This is a genomic window from Coprococcus sp. TM115-187, assembly GCF_027679115.1.
GTDB lineage: Bacteria > Bacillota > Clostridia > Lachnospirales > Lachnospiraceae > Allocoprococcus > Allocoprococcus comes.
Genome location: NZ_JAQEKS010000054.1, coordinates 1 through 1,557, shown reverse-complemented (window position 1 = coordinate 1,557; position 1,557 = coordinate 1). Strand labels below are relative to the sequence as shown.

Here is a 1,557-nt window from a genome sequence, read left to right as displayed (position 1 = left end):
TAGCCATGAGCAAAACTCCACACATTCAGTATTTATGCGGATTTGCGAGGCATGGCAACCTCTTTTATCACTCCAAATTTATAGTAACAATCAACTCCAAATGGTATAATTAAGTTGTCAAAATCAATTCACCGAAAGGAGCTGATTGTTATCTATCGTCAAGAAATTTTGAAAGACATCCGTCTTTTCACTTCACAACCAGTTGCAAAGTTTTATGATTCTCTTTTTCTGAATCTTGATTTATCCTTTGTTCCGGAATTCCCCAAGACAGGAAGGAAAGGCTTTTCAAATCACGCTATGATTTGTTCCTTTATTGTCATGAAATGCGAAGGTTTCTCCATGATTTCCGATCTTGTCGATTATCTTCACAATAATCTTCTGATTGCGCATTTTTGTGGCTTTGATATTTCTCGTCCACTTCCTTCTTATTGGACTTTTGATCGCTTCCTGAAAAATTTCGATAACAAAGTTCTCTTTGAAATCATGAAAACTCAGGTGTTATTCCTTTCTAAAGAAGGTATTGTAGACACTTCTTTTATTGGCTTAGATTCAACCCCTGTCTCTGCAAATACTTCACAGAATAATCCGAAATCTTTTCTCTCAAATAAGTTTAAACCCGGAAATCAACCAAGGGCGGATTCGGATTGTAGACTCGGCGTCCACACTGCATCCAATCAAACGAACGAGAAAAAATATGAATTCTATTGGGGCTATAAAAATCATGTCCTTGTAGACTGTATTTCAGGTCTTCCTATTTATGAAATGACCACAACCGCGGAAGTTCATGATGCTACCGTCGCTTTAGATATCCTTGCTGCTACCCATTCCTTTCAACCAATAACGGACTGCACATTCCTTGCCGACAAAGGTTACGATGTCAAAAATATCTACAATCAGGTTAAGGAACTTTACAATGGAGAATGTATCATTCCATTAAACAAACGTAATACCAAAAATCCGAAACTTCTTCCTCAAGGGAATCCCATTTGCGAAGCAGGACTTGCCATGTGGAAGGATGGTAAGTTTTCCGATTGTGGTCGTACCCGTCAAAAGTTTTGTTGTCCTCTAAAATCAAGTAAAGATACCCTTTGCCCATGCCACCACAAAAATTTCTATAATGGTAAAAAGCATCGTGGCTGTACGAAATATCTTACCATTCCTGATGATTTAAGACTTTCCATTGATAGGGACAGCAAATATTTTAAAAGTAATTATTCACTCCGCACAGAATGTGAACGCTATAATTCGCGTTTTAAAAATACTGGTCAAGAGCGGATGTGGGTAAGAAATAAAGCATCTGTTACAAACTTAAACACACTTGCCCATATCAGTTTACTAGCAGTTGCCGTTGCCGCAATCACTAGCCATTCTGGTCAGTCTTATCGCAAACTAAAAACAATAAAACGAATTGCTTGATTAAAAAATTCTCATAGTCTTATGATTTCGTAAGTTTTAGACTTACGTTAGCTTTGCTATGCCATAAAATCGCAACCTCAAACTTTATGGGAGCTAACTGCCAAGTTCTACTTTTGGATCAATGTGTTTTGCTCATCTCTA

General features: G+C 37.4%; 1 protein-coding gene. It reads left to right on the top strand.

From position 1 onward, the window contains the following. Nucleotides 1-114: 114 nt before the first annotated feature. A complete protein-coding gene (locus PGW42_RS15755) occupies nt 115-1,416 on the top strand; it encodes a transposase (RefSeq protein ID WP_270204084.1) in 1,302 nt (433 codons plus the stop codon). Nucleotides 1,417-1,557 lie beyond the last annotated feature (141 nt).